At 68.4% G+C, this 15,073-nt stretch carries 18 protein-coding genes; 6 read left to right on the top strand and 12 right to left on the bottom strand.

The window, feature by feature from the left end; translation table 11 throughout:
* Positions 1 to 72 precede the first annotated feature (72 nt).
* Complete coding sequence (locus tag AC5RUF_RS02065) at positions 73 to 540, top strand: VOC family protein (RefSeq protein ID WP_494129544.1); 468 nt, start codon at positions 73 to 75, stop codon at positions 538 to 540.
* Between the two features lie 49 nt (positions 541 to 589).
* Here AC5RUF_RS02065 and AC5RUF_RS02060 read toward each other — a convergent pair whose 3' ends face one another.
* Together AC5RUF_RS02060 and AC5RUF_RS02055 are read right to left on the bottom strand one after the other, a co-directional pair.
* Positions 590 to 2,113, bottom strand: coding sequence for an amino acid permease (locus tag AC5RUF_RS02060; RefSeq protein WP_493996261.1), 1,524 nt, complete (start codon positions 2,111 to 2,113; stop codon positions 590 to 592).
* 333 nt (positions 2,114 to 2,446) lie between these two features.
* The gene (locus tag AC5RUF_RS02055) at positions 2,447 to 3,139 is read right to left on the bottom strand and encodes an SDR family NAD(P)-dependent oxidoreductase (RefSeq protein ID WP_493996260.1); all 693 of its coding nucleotides are present in this window, start codon (positions 3,137 to 3,139) and stop codon (positions 2,447 to 2,449) included.
* Positions 3,140 to 3,240: 101 nt separating this feature from the next.
* Here AC5RUF_RS02055 and AC5RUF_RS02050 point away from each other — a divergent pair, with 101 nt between their 5' ends.
* Complete coding sequence (locus tag AC5RUF_RS02050) at positions 3,241 to 4,107, top strand: helix-turn-helix domain-containing protein (RefSeq protein WP_494129543.1); 867 nt, start codon at positions 3,241 to 3,243, stop codon at positions 4,105 to 4,107.
* A 30-nt stretch (positions 4,108 to 4,137) separates the two neighbouring features.
* Here the strand turns inward: AC5RUF_RS02050 and AC5RUF_RS02045 are convergent, their stop codons facing one another.
* Entirely contained in the window at positions 4,138 to 5,211 is a 1,074-nt protein-coding gene (locus AC5RUF_RS02045; protein ID WP_494129542.1) for a DNA polymerase IV, read from the bottom strand.
* Positions 5,212 to 5,301: 90 nt separating this feature from the next.
* Between AC5RUF_RS02045 and AC5RUF_RS02040 the strand changes: the two genes are divergently transcribed.
* Positions 5,302 to 5,850: a hypothetical protein gene (locus tag AC5RUF_RS02040; RefSeq protein WP_493998148.1), complete on the top strand. Its 549-nt coding sequence runs from the start codon at positions 5,302 to 5,304 to the stop codon at positions 5,848 to 5,850.
* 42 nt (positions 5,851 to 5,892) lie between these two features.
* Here AC5RUF_RS02040 and AC5RUF_RS02035 read toward each other — a convergent pair whose 3' ends face one another.
* From AC5RUF_RS02035 to AC5RUF_RS02020, 4 genes are all read right to left on the bottom strand, one after another.
* Positions 5,893 to 6,474 carry a YdeI/OmpD-associated family protein gene (locus AC5RUF_RS02035; protein WP_493998147.1) on the bottom strand — a complete coding sequence of 194 codons (582 nt, stop codon included), beginning with the start codon at positions 6,472 to 6,474 and terminating at the stop codon, positions 5,893 to 5,895.
* Positions 6,475 to 6,597: 123 nt separating this feature from the next.
* On the bottom strand, positions 6,598 to 6,726 hold the full coding sequence (locus AC5RUF_RS02030) for a hypothetical protein (RefSeq protein WP_493998146.1): 129 nt from the start codon (positions 6,724 to 6,726) through the stop codon (positions 6,598 to 6,600).
* A 131-nt stretch (positions 6,727 to 6,857) separates the two neighbouring features.
* A complete protein-coding gene (locus tag AC5RUF_RS02025) occupies positions 6,858 to 7,874 on the bottom strand; it encodes an NADPH:quinone reductase (RefSeq protein WP_494129541.1) in 1,017 nt (338 codons plus the stop codon).
* A 68-nt stretch (positions 7,875 to 7,942) separates the two neighbouring features.
* Positions 7,943 to 8,137, bottom strand: coding sequence for a hypothetical protein (locus AC5RUF_RS02020; RefSeq protein ID WP_494129540.1), 195 nt, complete (start codon positions 8,135 to 8,137; stop codon positions 7,943 to 7,945).
* A gap of 468 nt (positions 8,138 to 8,605) precedes the next feature.
* Here AC5RUF_RS02020 and AC5RUF_RS02015 point away from each other — a divergent pair, with 468 nt between their 5' ends.
* Entirely contained in the window at positions 8,606 to 9,211 is a 606-nt protein-coding gene (locus tag AC5RUF_RS02015; RefSeq protein ID WP_494129539.1) for a class I SAM-dependent methyltransferase, read from the top strand.
* Here AC5RUF_RS02015 and AC5RUF_RS02010 read toward each other — a convergent pair.
* Positions 9,208 to 10,209, bottom strand: a complete 1,002-nt coding sequence (locus tag AC5RUF_RS02010; protein ID WP_494129538.1) for a CPBP family intramembrane glutamic endopeptidase — start codon at positions 10,207 to 10,209, stop codon at positions 9,208 to 9,210. The genes AC5RUF_RS02015 and AC5RUF_RS02010 overlap by 4 nt on opposite strands.
* Positions 10,210 to 10,340: 131 nt before the next feature.
* On the opposite strand from AC5RUF_RS02010, the gene AC5RUF_RS02005 reads away from it, so the two are divergent.
* Together AC5RUF_RS02005 and AC5RUF_RS02000 are read left to right on the top strand one after the other, a co-directional pair.
* A complete protein-coding gene (locus AC5RUF_RS02005) occupies positions 10,341 to 11,513 on the top strand; it encodes a sensor histidine kinase (RefSeq protein ID WP_494129537.1) in 1,173 nt (390 codons plus the stop codon).
* Complete coding sequence (locus tag AC5RUF_RS02000; RefSeq protein ID WP_494129536.1) at positions 11,510 to 12,172, top strand: response regulator; 663 nt, start codon at positions 11,510 to 11,512, stop codon at positions 12,170 to 12,172. The genes AC5RUF_RS02005 and AC5RUF_RS02000 overlap by 4 nt, the downstream gene beginning before the upstream one ends.
* Positions 12,173 to 12,200: 28 nt before the next feature.
* On the opposite strand, the gene tatA is transcribed toward AC5RUF_RS02000, so the two are convergent.
* The 4 genes from tatA to AC5RUF_RS01980 are packed head-to-tail and all read right to left on the bottom strand — an operon-like array spanning position 12,201 to position 15,072.
* A complete protein-coding gene (tatA, locus tag AC5RUF_RS01995) occupies positions 12,201 to 12,482 on the bottom strand; it encodes a Sec-independent protein translocase subunit TatA (protein WP_494129535.1) in 282 nt (93 codons plus the stop codon).
* Positions 12,472 to 13,449: an alpha/beta hydrolase gene (locus AC5RUF_RS01990; RefSeq protein ID WP_494129534.1), complete on the bottom strand. Its 978-nt coding sequence runs from the start codon at positions 13,447 to 13,449 to the stop codon at positions 12,472 to 12,474. Before AC5RUF_RS01990 ends, tatA begins: the two co-directional genes overlap by 11 nt.
* On the bottom strand, positions 13,449 to 14,123 hold the full coding sequence (locus tag AC5RUF_RS01985) for an N-acetylmannosamine-6-phosphate 2-epimerase (protein ID WP_494129533.1): 675 nt from the start codon (positions 14,121 to 14,123) through the stop codon (positions 13,449 to 13,451). Before AC5RUF_RS01985 ends, AC5RUF_RS01990 begins: the two co-directional genes overlap by 1 nt.
* Positions 14,116 to 15,072: an ROK family protein gene (locus AC5RUF_RS01980; RefSeq protein WP_494129532.1), complete on the bottom strand. Its 957-nt coding sequence runs from the start codon at positions 15,070 to 15,072 to the stop codon at positions 14,116 to 14,118. The genes AC5RUF_RS01985 and AC5RUF_RS01980 overlap by 8 nt, the downstream gene beginning before the upstream one ends.
* Between the last annotated feature and the right edge of the window lies 1 nt (position 15,073).

The raw sequence follows: 15,073 nt of genomic DNA, 5'->3' as shown, positions 1-15,073 counted from the left end.
TGTCCGCTACCAGGGTCAGTCTGGTTGGTGAGCCGCAAAACGCGGCCGTTGACGAGGCAGAGGACCGATCCCATGAGCATCAGCACCACCACCCACCTGAATTTCCGCGGAACCGCAGGCCAGGCACTGGAGTTCTACCAAAAAGTCTTCGGCGGCACGTTGACCGCCGCCACCTACGGCGACTTCGGGATGCCGAAGGAGGTCCCGGGCGCGGACAAGATCGTGTTTGGGCAGGTCGAATCCGAGGACGGTTTCCGAGTGATGGCCTACGACATTCCCGGCCAGGACAGCACCGACCCCGCCGAGACCGCCGGCATCACCCGGCGGGAGAACGGTGCCACGATCACCGACCGTACATTTTTCCAGTCCCTGCGCGGGCAGAGCCTGTCGGAGGTCGAGACCCTGTGGGAGGGGCTGGCCGACGGCGCCCAGATCATCGAACCGCTGGCCGCTTCCGCGTGGAGCCCGGGGTTCGGAATGCTCACGGACCGCTTCGGCGTGACCTGGGTGATCGACGTCGAGGCACCCTATAACGGCTGAGCCGGGCGCGGGACCGGCTCCCCGCACCAGAGGCGAGAGCCGGTGGCCGTTAGTCCCGGGACTCGTTGCCCGCACCGGTACGGTTGGCCACCACCGGCTGCATGCCGGTGTAGCCTTCCCGCGCTGCTGCGATCTCGGTGACGCGGTCGCGGCAAAGCCGCCAGCCGAGCATCAGCAGCGGAATGATGACCACCAGTGAGGCGATGGTCCAGGTGCCCACTGGCGAATCGAACGCCATCAGCACCAGCACGGCGAGCAGGAACGCGAGCGTGATCCAGCCGCTGACCGGGGCACCGGGCATCCGGAAGGCGGGCCGCTCCAGCTCGCCGCGCTTCGCCCGCCGGGTCAGTGCCATCTGGCACAGGACGATCATGGCCCAGGTGCTGATGATGCCCAGGGAAGCGACGTTCAGGACGATTTCGAACGCTGCGGCGGGCACCACGGCGTTGAGCACCACACCGAGCAGGGCAACCACGGCGGTCAGCGCGATGCCGCCGTAGGGGACACCGGCCTTGTTCATGCGGGCGGCGAACTTCGGGGCGGAGCCGGCCACGGACATGGAGCGCATGATCCGGCCGGTGGAGTACAGACCGGCGTTCAGCGAGGACAGCGCCGCGGTCAGGACCACCAGGTTCATGATGGCGTCCACGCCGTCCACCCCGATGGAGCCGAAGAACGTGACGAACGGGCTTTCCCCGGCCTTGTAGGAGCTGTAGGGCAGCAGCAGCGAGAGCAGGACGAGCGTGCCGACGTAGAACACGGCGATGCGCACGATCACCGTGTTGATTGCCTTGGGCATGATCTTTTCCGGATGCTTGGTTTCGCCGGCCGCGGTGCCGATCAGTTCGATCGAGGCGTAGGCGAAGACCACGCCCTGCAGGACGACGACGGCGGGCAGCAGGCCGTTGGGGAAGAGGCCGCCGTTGCCGGAGATGAGACTGAAGCCCACCTGCTGGCCCTCCACCGGGGTGCCGAAAATGACAAAGCAGATGCCCACGATCAGGAAGGACACCAGGGCCACCACCTTGATCAGTGCGAACCAGAACTCAAGTTCGCCGAACACCTTCACGCTGATCAGGTTCAGGCCCAGCACCAGGATCAGGGCGGCCAGCGCCCAGGTCCACTGCGGCACGTCGGCGATCGGCGGCCAGTACTTCTTGAAGAAGTTCATGTAGAGCGCGACGGCGGTGATGTCCACGATGGCGGTCATGGCCCAATTCAGCCAGTACAGCCAGCCGGAGACGAAGGCCGCCTTCTCGCCGAAGAACTCGCGGGCGTAGGAGACGAACGAGCCGGAGGAGGGCCGGTGCATTACCAGTTCGCCCAGGGCACGCAGGATCATAAAGGCAAAGAAGCCGCAGACGGCGTAGCTGATGACCAGCGACGGACCGGCCGTGGCCAGGCGTCCGCCGGCACCCATGAACAGTCCGGTGCCGATGGCCCCGCCGATCGCGATCATCTGGACCTGCCGGGGCTTGAGCCCCTTGTGGTACCCCTCGTCCTCGTGTTCGATGCCGGCGTCGGAAGTGCCCTTCGGGACCGTGGAGTCCGGGAGGGCCGCTTGCTGCGTCATGGGTGGTCGGTCCTTTGATCGGCTCAGCCCGGGGGTTGGCCCCGGGCTGAAAGGTGGCGGGCGGCTCGCCGGTGAACGAAGCCCGGGAAAAATGACAAGGTTTACGGTGTGCGTGCCTCAACAAGTTTGCCGCTTCGGAGTGAGCCCGCCGAAACGGACGACGGCGGACCCCACAACATTGTTCGGCCCGCTAACGACTGATGCACCCGTAGACTATGGCACCAGTCACAGCGAAGCGTCAAAACGGAAGCATGGTGACTATTTGCCCGGGGCAGGCTGCCCGGCCCGATGGGAGCCGGGCCGGGCAGATGGTGAGGGGCAGGGGGCGGAGTGCTAGAAGGGGGCGGTGCCGGACCTGTCGATGAACGTGCCGGTGGGGCCGGAGCCGCCGCGGGTGGCCAGCTCCACGATGGCGTCCGTTCCCTCGCGTATTGTTTGGGTGCCCTGCCGCCCGTTGAAATCAGTGGCGGTGTAGCCCGGGTCCGCAGCATTGATGCGAAGCTCAGGGAACGCCTTGGCGTACTGCACGGTCAGCATGGTGACGGCGGACTTGGAGGAGGTGTAGAGCGGCATCATCACGGTGGACTCGACGCGCTCCGGGTCGTGTACAAAGCCGAAGGAGCCCACGCCGCTGGTGACGTTCACAACCGTTCCCTCGGCGGACTCGCGCAGGAGCGGTAGGAAAGCGTGCATCATGCGGACGATGCCCACCACATTGGTGCCGTACACCGCCTCTGCGTCCGCTGCCGTCAGTTCTTCCGCCTGGGCGAAGGGTCCGGGAATGCCCGCGTTGTTGACCAGGACGTCCAGGCCGCCGGCGGCTGCCACCGTTTTGGCGGCGGCCTCCACGGAGGAATCGCTGGTGACATCGAGCTGGACGAACGTGCCGCCAAGTGCTTCGGCCGCTTCCCGCCCGCGGATTTCATCGCGTGCCCCCATCCAGACGGTATGCCCCGCTTCGAGGAGACGGCGTGCTGTTTCATAACCCAGGCCTTTGTTGGCGCCGGTAATCAGTGTTGTTGTCATGGCCTTAGTCTTGATCCGCTGAGGACGGATGTCATGGCACGGGTCAGCATATGGACTGTCAGTGCCACCCAGAACCGGTGTGCTGCTGTCAGACTCTCTCCATGCAGGATTCTGACTTGGGTGCCCTTCTCCGTTCCTGGCGTGACCGCCTGCAGCCGGCGGACGCGGGTCTGCCCGTCTACGGGTTCCGGCGGGCGCCGGGGCTGAAGCGGGAGGAGCTGGCCCAGCTGGCAGGCCTCAGTGTTGATTACCTGGTGCGCCTTGAGCAGGGCCGCGCCCGCCGGCCCTCCGCCCAGGTGGCGGCGGCGCTGGCACGTGCGCTGCAGCTGAGCGACACCGAACGCTCATACCTCTTTGAGATTTCCGGGCTGCTTCCACCCGGGCCCGGAGAAGTTCCAACGCATATCCCGCCCGGTGTGCAGCGGCTGGTGGCGCGGCTCGGTGAAGTGCCGGTGGCAGTGTTCACCGGTGCCTGGGACCTGCTCACCTTCAGTCCGCTGTGGGCGGCCCTTCTCGGGGAGCCCGTCCCGCCCGACAAGGGGCGTCCCAATCTCCTGCGCTCGCACTTTGCCGGGAGAACGCTGGGCAGCAGCAGGACCCGGATCATCTGTCCGGAGGGCAGCCTGGAGATTTTTGAAGCCTCCCTGGTGTCGGACCTGCGCCGCGCTCACGGGCGGTACCCGCATGACGGCAGGGTGCAGGAGCTGGTTGCTGATCTGACAGCGTCCAGTGAACGGTTCCGCGCACTGTGGGACAGCGGAACCGTCAGCGAGCACCAGTCCGAAAGGAAAGTGGTGCAAAACGCCGTCGTCGGCGACGTGGAGCTGGACTGCGACATTTTCACCGTGGCCGGCACGGACCTGCACATTGTCGCCTACACCGCTGCCGCCGGATCCGAGGCTGCGGGGAAACTCGATTTCCTGCGCGTCTCGGCTGTCGCGGCCAGGGCACTTCAGCTGGACGGCTGAGCGGAGGCCGCCGCGCCGGCCACAGCACGCTCACCACCCGCCGCGCGTGGGCGTGTGCCCCTTCCGGGCGTCGTCGGGCATCGGCATTTCGGCACGCAGGCCCAGCAGCCGGATGGGCCGGCCCGGTTCGATGGCGCCGGCCAGGTCCAGCGAGCGGGCGAGGACGTCCTCCCGGTCGAAGGTCTCGGTAATCTTCTTCGCGTGGGTTTTGGTGGTGAACGGGGCGTACCGGACCTTCAGGGTCAGCCCGATTACCGGCCGGCCTTCTGCAGCGACATCCTCCAGCACCTGAGCGGCCAGCTCCCGGACGGCGGCTTCCACCTGCGCCGGGTCGCTGAGGTCCTGCTGGAAGGTGGTTTCCCGGCTGTGCCCGCGGGCCACCCACGGGGTGTCATCCACGGTGCTGCTGCCGTCCCCGCGGCCCAGCTCGGCGTACCAGGGACCCATCTTGGGACCGAATTCCGGGACCAGGGACTGCGGATCGGCGGCGGCGAGTTCGGCCACGGTCTTGATCCCAATCTTTGCCAGCCTGCCGGAGATTTTATTCCCCACGCCCCACAGCTCCTTGGTGGGCCGGCCACCCATGACCTCCAGCCAGTTCTCCTTGGTGAGGCGGAAGACGCCGGCCGGCTTGCCGAGGTCGGTGGCGTTTTTGGCCCGGACCAGGGTGTCGCCGATGCCCACGCTGCAGTGCAGCTGCGACTGCTCCAGGACTGCTGCATGCAGCTCCCGCGCATAGGCCTCGGGATCGCTCGTGGACGTGCCGACGAAGGCCTCGTCCCAGCCCAACACCTGCACGACGGCGCCGGGCTGGGCGCGCAGCGTCGACATCACCGTTTCCGATGCCGCGAGGTAAGCGTCGGCGTCGACCGGCAGGATCACGGCGTCGGGCACCTTCCGGGCGGCAATCCGCAGCGGCATGCCGGAACCGACGCCAAACGCCCGTGCCTCGTAGGAGGCGGTGGACACTACCGCCCGTTCGGTCGGGTCGCCCCGCCCGCCGACAATCACCGGCTTGCCCGCCAGCTCGGGGCGGCGCAGCACCTCGACCGCCGCAATGAACTGGTCGAGGTCAACGTGCAGTACCCAGGAGTCTTCGCTCACGCGACCAGTGTGCCGCAGCCAACGCGGCCGGGACCAGCATAATTACCTGCCTACGTTGCCCTCGGCCGGGTCGGGTGCAAGACTCCGGGAATGAATGATGCCTACCAACGGCTCGGACCCCTGCTGCGGCCCGGCGAGCAGCTCCGCTGGAGCGGGCGGCCGGATCCGAAATCCCGTTTCGCCAAGGCCGATCTCTTCCTGGTGCCGTTCAGCCTTTTCTGGGCAGGTTTCGTGTTTGTGTGGGAATGGCTGGCCGTCACCCGCGATGCCCCGTTGCTGTTTGTCCTGTTTGGGATCCCGTTTGTGCTGATGGGCCTGTATCTGGTCTTCGGACGCTTCATCTATAAAAAACGCCGCAAAGCGTCCACGGTTTACGGGCTGACGGATTCGCGGGCAATCGTGTCCACCCGTCCGGGGGCAGTGCAGGAGGTGGGGCTGTCGGGCGTTCCGGTCAGCACCACCCGCTCCCGGGACGGCCGGCATGCCACGGTTCTTTTCGGAAACAGCCCGTTACAGGCGGCTGCCTACCAGAACACCGGGTTGGATTTCTTTGCTTTCGGTTCTGCGCAAGCGGTGGGGTTCTACGACGTAGCCGACCCTGACGAGCTGGTCCGCGAACTGAACCTGGTTCATCGGTAATCAGGCAGGATCAGCTGACCAGACCTTGCCGCGCCGATGTTCCTATCCGTGGCCTCCGGCCAACCGGGCAACCTGCCGGAGGATGCGTGCCGCCCGCACGTCGTCGTTGGTGGCGGTAACAATCTGAAGCAGGACGGGATACCGGGCCGTGCGGCTGAGCGCGGTAAACGCGGCGGCTGCAGCGGGATGGGCGTCGAGAGCGGCCTGCAGATCCGCAGGAACGTCCAATGCGGCAGTTCCCGGGTAGGCATTCTCCCAGCGGCCATCCGCTTGGGCCCGACTGATCTCGGCGTGGCCGCGCTCACGCATTCGGCCGGCCGCAATGAGTCCTGCAGTCAGTTCGATGTTCCGCTTCGACCACAGCGACCGGGCCCGCCGCGGTGTGAAGTGCTGCCGGTAAGTCGTCTGGTCCACGGAGTTCCTTCGCCCGTCTATCCAGCCGCTGCACAGGGCTTCCTCCAGGGCCTGCGAATAGGTCAACGACGTTGGCGTTTGGGTCCCCTTCTTGGCGAGAACGAGCCAGACGCCGTTGCTGGCCGATTCGTGTTTCTCCAGCCATGCCCGCCACGCCGCGGCGTCGGCCACCGTGAGTTCGGGGACGGCTGGTGCTGAGGTTCCGGGCATGCCTCGAGTCTCCCTCATAAAGAGGACAGCCTTTGTCCGGTACCGGTGCATTGCTCCGCCTCCGAAGGCGAGGAAAGGCCGGGCCGCCCCTGCAGGGGCGGCCCGGCCTTTTGGTTCATGGACCTACTTCTGGTCCTCGTCCTTATTGCCGCTCATCTTCTCCTTGACCTTGTCCTTGGCCTGATCAACCTGCTCGGGGTGGTCCTTGGCCGCGTCCTTGGCCTTGTCTGCCATGCCGCCCAAATCTGCCATGGGATTCTGCCTTTCCTCACTGGGGGTTGAGGCTCAGGTCCAGCTGCCTCGGTGGGTATTCCCCATCGTGCACCCGGCCGCGGCCGGGCGTAACCCCCGCCCGGTCCGGCAACGGACCGCACTTCCCTTGACTAAGCGTTTTCTACCCGGATCAGGATCTTGCCGGTGGTGCCGTTTTCGACGGCGTCATGCGCGGCTGCGGTTTCCTCCAGCGGGAACCAGGTCAGCGGCAGCCCGGCGGACTCGCCCACGGGCAGCACGCCATCGCGCAGGGCGGCGGTGATGTCCTCCGCCGCGGCATGTTGGGCCGCCTCGCCGACCGTGTAGATGAGCACGCCCTGCCAGCGCACGTTCTTGGCGAAGCTGGCGACGATCGGCGCGGTGAACTCCTCGCCGTTGTTGTTCGCGTAATAAGCGATGCTGCCGTGGTTGGCGATCACCTCCACGTCGAGGGCGGCATTCTGTGCGGGGGAGACCTCTACTATCTGGTCGACGCCGTCCGGGGCGATCTCGCGGATCCGGTCCGCCTCGGCGTCGTCCGGGTAGCGGACAACGCGGTGCGCGCCGGCGGCGCGGGCCAGTTCGGCTTTCGCGTCGCTGCTGACGGTGGCGATCACGGTGGCGCCGGCCCAGACGGCCAGCTGGATGGCGGCGTGACCCACGGCTCCGGCCCCGCCCTGCACCAGGACCGTCCGTCCGGACAAGGCGCCCGGAGCGAGCCGCGCCGGTCCGTCTTCGTGCACGGTCAGGGCACGATGTGCGGTCATGGCGGGCACGCCGAGGCTGGCGGCGACGTCGAACCCGATGCCCTCGGGCAGCTTCACCGCCCGGTCGGCGGGAAGAACCGTGAATTCCTGGGCGGTTCCGGTCGGCCGGCCGTGGGCCGCGAGGTAGATCCACACCCGGTCTCCGGGCTGCAGATCGGTGACCCCCTCGCCGACGGCGTCAACCGTTCCGGCGCCGTCCTGGTTCGGCACCACCTCGGGGAAGGGAGGATCACCGGCGGCCCTGGCCTTCCAATCGGTGGGGTTCACACCGGAGACGGCCACGCGGACGCGGACCTCGCCCGGGCCGGGCGCCGCGACGTCGCGCTCCGTGAGCGAGAGGACGGATGAAGGACCTGTGGCGGAGTACACAATTGCTTTCATGGGCGGTACAAGTCACCCGGTGCACCTTCTATTCCCGGGCCGGGTCCGACGGCGCCGGGCCGTACGGGTTACTTGAGCGAGTAGGCGCCGCTCTGGGAAACCACATAAAGTCCCACCGTGCCGCTCCCGCCCTGGGCCATGATGGATTTGGCCCTTACCTTGACGTCAAAGGTTCCGTCCGGGTTTTCGAAGACGTCGTAGAGCAGGTCCGGGCTGTTCTGCAGGGAGTCCGCGACTATCCGGCGCGCATCCTCGGCGGTCACGGTTGGAAGCGTGGGCCAGGCCGCAGCGTCCTCGGGTGAGACGCCGGCGTTAATCAGGTCTTCCCGGGTTTGGCCCGGACTGAGCGGCTGGGGATTGCGCTGGACCGGTGGGACGGACGGGTCGGCTGCCGCCGCCGTCGACGGGGCCGGCGCCGGGGAGGAGGGGGGTGGGGCAGCGGACACTGCCGTGGGTTTCACCGTTGGTGATGCCGTCGCGGAAGGTGGCGCTGGAGTAGAAGGGGCCGACCGTGCGGTGCCCTGGGCGTCGCTGCTGCAGCCCGCCGCCAGCAGAACTGCGAGTGCCAGGGCGGCGGCCCGGCCCGGTCCAAAATCCTTCTGCACTTTCATGACCCCCCTAGTCGAATGTTAGGGAGCCTATCGGAGTCCGGAAATCCGGGCAACGGCCGGACGCCGCCGTTTGCCCTCCGGCCGGGCCGTCGCACACGCTCCCGGACGTAGGCTGGAAGCATGCGACACGAAACCCTCTGGGAAGCCAAAAAGCGACAGAACCCCGGACACTCGGCCTGGTACATCTCCCGGTTCGAGCAGATGCGCCGCGACGGTGCGGACCTGCACGGCGAAGCCCGGCTGATTGACGCCATGCTGCCCCGCGGCGCCCGGATCCTCGACGCCGGCGCCGGTCCCGGCCGGGTGGGCGGCGAACTGGCCCGGCGCGGGCACACCGTGGTGGGCGTGGACGTGGACCCCGAATTGATCGACGCCGCCCGGCAGGACTTCCCGGAGGTGCAGTGGTTCGTCGGCGACCTGGCCGAACTGGACCTGCCCGCCGAAGGCGTGGCTGAGCCGTTTGACCTGATTGTCTGCGCCGGCAACGTCATGACGTTCCTAGCCCCGGGCACCGCCGTGGACGTGCTGACCCGGATGCGCAGCCACCTGGCCGCGGACGGGCGGATTGTGACGGGCTTCGGCGGCAACCGCGGCTACGCCTTCGACACGTTCTTCGACGACGCCGCCGCGGCCGGACTCGAGGTGCAGCAGCGCTTCTCCACGTGGGACCTGCGCCCGTTCACACCGGAATCGGACTTCCTGGTGGCGGTGCTGGGCCGGGCCTAGCCGCCGGTTTTCGGGCTGACGGTTATCCGCGGGCTTCCGGTTCCTGCCCTGTCCTGCGGCGCATTATGCGCAGGAACCGGAAACCAGCGGACCGCAAGCAGTGCATAGGCCAGCAGGAAAGCCAGCGAAAACGGCAGGGCCGCCAGCGGCATATCGGTGGCGTTGGGGTCCGACAGCCCGGCCGCCCCCAGAGCAAAAACGCCCACATTGTTGATGACATGCAGGGCGATTGCCGCCTCGAGGCCGCCGGTTCGCCAGGCCAGCCAGCCCGTGACAACGGCAAAGGCGGCAACATCAATCTGCCCCACGAGCCCGTACCCGTGGCCGAGTACAAACAACGGAACCGGGAGCAGGATCGCAAAGGCCGGATGCCGCAGCCAGGAACCTATGCCCTGCATCAGCAGGCCGCGGAAGGCGTATTCCTCGGCGGCGGCTTGAAGCGGCACAACGGCCAGGATCACCAGCAGCAGAAGCCACGTGTTGCCGGAACTTCCGTCCCGGCTGCCCTCACCGCCCTGCACCCAGGCCTCCGGCAACAGCAGGCTCAGGCCGTTCCACACCACAAAAAGGACAGCGGCCAAGCCGAGCAGGCGGGGAAAGAAGCGCCAGCGCAGCCGGCCGGTGACGGATGAGAGTGTGCCGGCCGGACGCCGGCCGCCCCAGCGGACGCCCAGTGCTGCCGCGGGCCACAGAAGGCAGACTGTGGCAAGCATAAAGAGCAACTGGGCGGGATCGGTGAAGTCCGCGTCTACGGATACCGCCCGGTCCACGGCGGTGCCAATGGACGGCACGAAGACGCCCGCCACCACCAGCGCAACCACTGCCAGCAGCATCAGGGCAACGAACACAGCCAAGGCAACCAGGAAGGTGGTCAGCGGATGCCACCACCTGTTGCCGGGCCGGGCGAGAGCTGCCCGGTGATACGCGTAGGGCTCAGCCGGAAGTTGCGACGGCGGGCCAGGAACCGGAGACTCCGGGTGCGGGTCAGTGAAAGTCATGAAACCAGTCTGGCCGCAGCACGCCGGCCGCCGCTTCGGCCATCCGGCTCCCGCCGCCTGCCGGATGGAGGAGATAACCTCATGCTTTCGGCCAATTGCGGGCCCGTCGGACAGCTCATTAGGATCAGTGGATGCCCCCTCTGAGACAACGCCCCAGCGCCTGGAAAGTGGCCGGTGTTACTGCCGGAACCGGGGCGGCCGGGTTGTTGCTTTTCCTGGTGGCCCAAGGCGCCATGATGCCTCCCGAGGGGGAAGAGGTTACGGGCAGGTTCGCCGCCTTGATGGTCCTGGACTTCTTCCTGGGCCTTGCGGCCATCGGCCTGCTGCCCCTTGCCCTCCGCCGGGCGCCGGTGGGCGCCGGCCTGGCCATCATTGCCGTCAGCGGACTTTCGAGCCTGGCTTTCCCTGCGGCCTGCCTGTGCATTATCCGCATCGCGGGGCTGCGGCGTCCCCGGTACCTGGCCGCCACCGTGGCGGTCTTTGCCGCTGCGATGGCCGCCGGCGTCGCCCTTGACCCCGGCGACCCGGCCGAGGGCGGGACGTGGTGGGTGCTCCTGGTTGCCCTGGTCCCGTTGGTGGTCCTGGTGCTCATCGGCCTGAACCGCGGCGCCCGGCAGCAGCTGATCGTCTCGCTGCGCCACGAAGCGGACAGCGCACGCCGGGAACAGGACGCCCGGGCGGACCAGGCCCGGCTGGCCGAACGCACCCGGATAGCCCGGGAAATGCATGACACCTTGGCCCACCGGCTCAGCCTGATCAGCATGCATGCCGGAGCCTTGGAATACCGGACGGACCTGGACGCCGAGACCATCCGTTCCACGGCCGGGGTGTTGCGGGAGACCGCCCATAAGGCAGCGACGGAACTGCGCACGGTGCTGACGGTCCTGCGGGACGAAGAGGCGGAGGCCGCGCCCCAGCCGAACATCGCGTCCATTCCGGCGTTGGTGGACTCCGCGCGTGCGGCCGGCACCGACATCACCCTGAGGATTGAACCGCCCCTGCTGGCTGCTGAGGCCGATGCCCCTGCGGATGCCACATCCCGCCACCTGTACCGGGTGGCGCAGGAAGGCATTACCAATGCCCAGAAACACGCCCCCGGCCATCCGGTGACGGTGTCCCTGTCCGGTGCCCCCGGGCGCGGGATCACGGTGGAGGTGAGCAACCCGGTCTCCGGATCTCCGCGCCGCTCACCGGACGGACTGGGCCTGATCGGGCTGGCCGAGCGGGCCCGGCTGTCCGGCGGATCCTTCGAATCGGGTGCCCGCAAGGGCGTTTACACCACCAAAGTGGAGGTGCCGTGGTGAACGCGGACAAAGTGCGGGTCCTGGTAGTGGATGACGAGCCCCTGATCCGGGCGGGCCTGCGGCTCATCCTCGACGGGGCTCCGGACCTTTCCATCGTCGGGGAAGCGGGCGACGGCGAAACAGCCGTCCGGCTCGCTGCCGACCTGGAACCCGACGTCGTGCTGATGGACATCCGCATGCCGCGCCTCAGCGGGATCGCGGCCACTGAACGCATGACTGCGTTGCCCGCCCCGCCGCGGGTAATTGTCCTGACCTCGTTCGACACGGACGACTTCATTCTGTCCGCGCTGCGGGCCGGGGCCAGCGGTTTCCTGCTGAAGGACACCGCGCCGGCCGACATGGTCTCAGCCGTCCGCGCCGCGGCGGAGGACAACCTGCGTTTCTCCCCGGGAATCCTCAAACGTATTGTCGCGGCGGCGGCCACCGTCCGGCCGGCCCCCGCGGTGCAGCACAACCCCCTGAAGGAGCTCAGCGAGCGGGAGCGTGCCGTCGCCCGTGCGGTTGCCCGCGGCCTGACCAACACGGAAATAGGGGCTGAACTTTTCGTCAGTGTGGCTACGGTGAAATCCCATATTGCCAGCGCCTTCACCAAACTCGACGTCACCAACCGCGTTCAGTTGGCCGTGACCGTCCTCCAGACCGAATCACCGGCCGGGTAGGTCCGGGACCGTTGCCGCCCTGCTTCCCCTATAGGGGACGCGCCGCGGACTGACCTGCGGGGGTGGTCGCAGCCGGAGGCACAGTGCCTGCCGCCGGCGGCACCGGTGCAGGGGCGTCCAGCACGGCTCCCGTCACCGGATCCACCACCGGTGCCGGTTCGTTGTTCTCATCCTTCAGCTGCTTCACCTCCGATTTGAAGATGCGCAGGGACTGACCGACGCTGCGCGCCAGCCCGGGAAGCTTCGGTGCGCCAAACAGCACAATCGCCAAAACAACCACTACTAGGATTTGCCAGCCTTCAAGCCTCATAACGGGAACCTTCCGTGGGGGTGGATGTGGATAACGCAGGGGTGGCGCCGTGCAGGGCGCGGATCAGGGCACGGTCGCGGTCGCACAGACACTGGCTGCCGACGGCGGAGTCCGGGCAGTTCAGTTCGAAGCCGTGGTACGCGCCGGGATACACATGCAGCTCGGTGGGGACCCCGGCCTGCAGCAGCCGCGAAGCATAGGAAATGTCCTCATCGCGGAACAGGTCCAGCTCACCGGTCTGGATCAGGGTGGGCGGCAGACCGGACAAGTCCCGGGCGAGGGCGGGCGCGGCATAGGGGGAAACGGCCGGCGTGCCGCCCAGATAGCAGTTCCACGCGAACTCGCTGTGGGCCCGGTTCCAGGTGGGAATGGCACCGAACTCCCGGGCCGACGCGGAGGTGTGCGAGGGATCCAGCATCGGATACATCAGGTAGGCGAAGGCAAGCGGAGGGCCGCCGGCGTCGCGGTTGCGGAGGGTGAGGGCCGCGGCCAGGCCGCCGCCGGCGCTGGAACCGGCTACTGCCACCCGCGCCGGGTCCACGGACAGGGCCTCCGCCGAGGCAAAAAGCCAGGCCAGCCCCGCGGCAACGTCTTCCAGCGGCGCCGGAAAGGGATGTTCCGGTGCCAGCCGGTACTCCACGGCCACCACCACGGCCGCAGTCCGGGCGCACAAGGCGGCGCAGTACGGGGTGTCCAGCTCCACGTTTCCGGCAATCATGCCGCCGCCGTGAATCCAATAGACCGCCGGGTGCGGCCCCGGCCCCGACGGGGTGAACACCCGCAGGGTGACGCCGTCCGCGGCATGGTCGCGCACGGAAACGCCCGGCACGGCAGCTGTACCGGCGGGAGCCTCCGCGTTCCGGCGGAAAGCGGCCAGCTCCGCCAGCGAGGTGGGCGGGGGAAAGGAGAAGGAGTACTCCAGCCCGGGCTGCAGCTCCGGGTCCACCCGCGCCAGGAAGGGACCCATCAGGCCAGCGCGTCCGCGAACCAGCCGGTGATCGTGGCCGGGTGGGTGATGGCGGTGCCGACGACGACGGCGAAGGCCCCGGCATCCAGGGCTGCCCGCCCTTGCGCGGGGGTGTGGATGCGGCCTTCGGCAATGACCGGGCGGCCGCCCAGGTCCAGTCCGGCCAGTTCCCGCAGCAACTCCAGGTCCGGTCCGTCGGTCCGAGGCCGTTCCCCGGTGTAACCGGCCAGGGTGGTGCCGATAATGTCCGCGCCCGCCTCGGCGGCAGCCAAGGCGTCGGCCGCCGAGCCGCAGTCGGCCATGACCAGTGCCGGGGACTGCCGGTGCACGCCGTGGATGGTTTCGGCCAGCGTCAGGCCGTCCGGCCGCGCCCGGCGGGTGCCGTCCAGGGCCACGATGTGCGCCCCGGCGTTCGCACAGGCCAAGGCGTGGTGCAGCGTGGGGGTGATGAACACGCCGTCGTGCCCGTCCTTCCACAGCCCGATCACCGGCACCTCCACGGCTGAACGCACCGCCTGGATGTCGCCGATGCCCTGCACCCGGACGGCCGCCGCGCCGCCGATCACCGCGGACTGCGCCACCTGCGCGGTGGTGCGCGGATCGCGCATCGGCTCGCCGGGGTAGGCCTGGCAGGAAACGATCAGGGAGGAGCGCAGGGATTCGAGCTCAAACATGGGAACCTTCGGAAACGGGGGAGAGGGACAAGGCCCGGCGGGCGGCGCCGCGGATGGCCGCGGTTTCGCCCAGCTGGGCCGGAACGATGGGCAGATCGGTGAGCGGGCGCAGCAGTTCGCGGCGGGCGGCCTGCTCCATGGGGCCCCACCAGAGCGGGCCGGCAAAGGCCAGTCCGCCGCCCACCACCACGACGGCAGGGTCCAGGATGTTGGCCAGCCCGCCGATCGCGGAACCGGCCGCGGACGCACCGCGGCGCAGCGCCTCGGCGGCGACGGAATCACCGCCGGCGGCCAGCCGGTATACCTCGCGGGTGTCTTCGGCGTCGGTGCCGCCGAGCCGGGTGTACAGCGCAAAGATGCCGGGGCCGGAAGCGATGGCTTCCACGTGTCCGGCGCCGCCGCAGCTGCAGGGCAGCGGTTCGCCGCCCTCGTAGGCGAACGGCGAGGCGAAGTGGCCCACATGCCCGGCCGTGAAGGTGGCGCCCTCGAGGCATTCACCGTGCAGGACGTATCCGCCGCCCACGCCCGTGCCCATGCCGATGAACAGGACGCTGGGCACACCCGCGCCGGCCCCCAGCCAGCTTTCGCCGAGGGCATGGGCATGCACGTCGTTGAGTGCGGCGGCGGGCAGACCGGTCCGGGAGGTCAGCTCGGCGGTCAGGCAGGTGCCGGCCCAGCCCGGGATCGAGTCAGTGGCCGAGGTAACCACCCCGCGGCCGGAGTCGATCACCCCGGCGGAGCCGATGCCCAGTGCGTCCACCGCCAAGCCGCGGCGGGCCGCCTCGTCGAGCAGGGACCGCACCAGCCGGGCTGCCGTTTCCAGGACCTCGTCGGCCCCGGACTGTGACGGCGTGGGCACGGCGAAGGAGAACACCACGTGCCCGCCGGCGTCGACAATCCCGCCTGCGGTCTTGGTGCCGCCCAGGTCAAGCCCGATCACGTGGCGCATG

It is taken from the genome of Arthrobacter sp. Y3224198, from assembly GCF_059090025.1.
The sequence above is the reverse complement of the archived record's forward strand: the minus strand, read 5'-3'. Positions and strand labels throughout refer to the sequence as shown.

What these genes read in the sequence shown, in the direction of transcription:
- AC5RUF_RS02065 (WP_494129544.1), top strand. Translation starts at nt 73, where the DNA reads ATGAGCATCAGCACCACCACCCACCTGAATTTCCGCGGAACCGCAGGC.
- AC5RUF_RS02060 (WP_493996261.1), bottom strand. Translation starts at nt 2,113, where the DNA reads ATGACGCAGCAAGCGGCCCTCCCGGACTCCACGGTCCCGAAGGGCACT.
- AC5RUF_RS02055 (WP_493996260.1), bottom strand. Translation starts at nt 3,139, where the DNA reads ATGACAACAACACTGATTACCGGCGCCAACAAAGGCCTGGGTTATGAA.
- AC5RUF_RS02050 (WP_494129543.1), top strand. Translation starts at nt 3,241, where the DNA reads ATGCAGGATTCTGACTTGGGTGCCCTTCTCCGTTCCTGGCGTGACCGC.
- AC5RUF_RS02040 (WP_493998148.1), top strand. Translation starts at nt 5,302, where the DNA reads ATGAATGATGCCTACCAACGGCTCGGACCCCTGCTGCGGCCCGGCGAG.
- AC5RUF_RS02035 (WP_493998147.1), bottom strand. Translation starts at nt 6,474, where the DNA reads ATGCCCGGAACCTCAGCACCAGCCGTCCCCGAACTCACGGTGGCCGAC.
- AC5RUF_RS02030 (WP_493998146.1), bottom strand. Translation starts at nt 6,726, where the DNA reads ATGGCAGATTTGGGCGGCATGGCAGACAAGGCCAAGGACGCGGCCAAG.
- AC5RUF_RS02025 (WP_494129541.1), bottom strand. Translation starts at nt 7,874, where the DNA reads ATGAAAGCAATTGTGTACTCCGCCACAGGTCCTTCATCCGTCCTCTCG.
- AC5RUF_RS02015 (WP_494129539.1), top strand. Translation starts at nt 8,606, where the DNA reads ATGCGACACGAAACCCTCTGGGAAGCCAAAAAGCGACAGAACCCCGGA.
- AC5RUF_RS02010 (WP_494129538.1), bottom strand. Translation starts at nt 10,209, where the DNA reads ATGACTTTCACTGACCCGCACCCGGAGTCTCCGGTTCCTGGCCCGCCG.
- AC5RUF_RS02005 (WP_494129537.1), top strand. Translation starts at nt 10,341, where the DNA reads ATGCCCCCTCTGAGACAACGCCCCAGCGCCTGGAAAGTGGCCGGTGTT.
- tatA (WP_494129535.1), bottom strand. Translation starts at nt 12,482, where the DNA reads ATGAGGCTTGAAGGCTGGCAAATCCTAGTAGTGGTTGTTTTGGCGATT.
- AC5RUF_RS01990 (WP_494129534.1), bottom strand. Translation starts at nt 13,449, where the DNA reads ATGGGTCCCTTCCTGGCGCGGGTGGACCCGGAGCTGCAGCCCGGGCTG.
- AC5RUF_RS01985 (WP_494129533.1), bottom strand. Translation starts at nt 14,123, where the DNA reads ATGTTTGAGCTCGAATCCCTGCGCTCCTCCCTGATCGTTTCCTGCCAG.
- AC5RUF_RS01980 (WP_494129532.1), bottom strand. Translation starts at nt 15,072, where the DNA reads ATGCGCCACGTGATCGGGCTTGACCTGGGCGGCACCAAGACCGCAGGC.